1 protein-coding gene is annotated in these 357 nt (G+C 62.2%); it reads right to left on the bottom strand.

All coding sequences use genetic code 11. From position 1 onward, the window contains the following. Positions 1-357: transposase (locus tag EQW76_RS28820; protein WP_143123537.1), on the bottom strand; the 357-nt coding region annotated here is incomplete at both ends.

Raw genomic sequence — 357 nt, 5'->3', positions numbered from 1 at the left:
CAGCCCGGTCTGCGCCGCGATCGGACCCGGCGAAGTTCCAGTTTTTCCTTCCGCAAGCCACGCCGCGCAGAGCTCTTTCCGCCGCGTTGTTCGTCATGCAGATCCTGCCGTCATCGGCGTATCTGGCAAAGTCCTGCCAGCGCGACAGCATGTAGTTGATCGGCTCAAGCACCGGTGAGGATCGCGACAAACCTTCGCGCTCCTGCCGCAACCAGGTCTCCAGCTCTTCGAGCAGCGGTTTGCTCATTTCCTGGCGCACGGCAAGTCGCTCACCGGCGCTCTGGCCGTTAATGTCGCGCTCGATGTCAAACAGCGCATCGATACGCTTGACCGCCTCCAACGCCGTCGCAGAGACAG

The organism is Rhizobium sp. rho-13.1, assembly GCF_007000305.1.
Taxonomy (GTDB): domain Bacteria; phylum Pseudomonadota; class Alphaproteobacteria; order Rhizobiales; family Rhizobiaceae; genus Rhizobium; species Rhizobium rhododendri.
The sequence above is the reverse complement of the archived record's forward strand: the minus strand, read 5'-3'. Positions and strand labels throughout refer to the sequence as shown.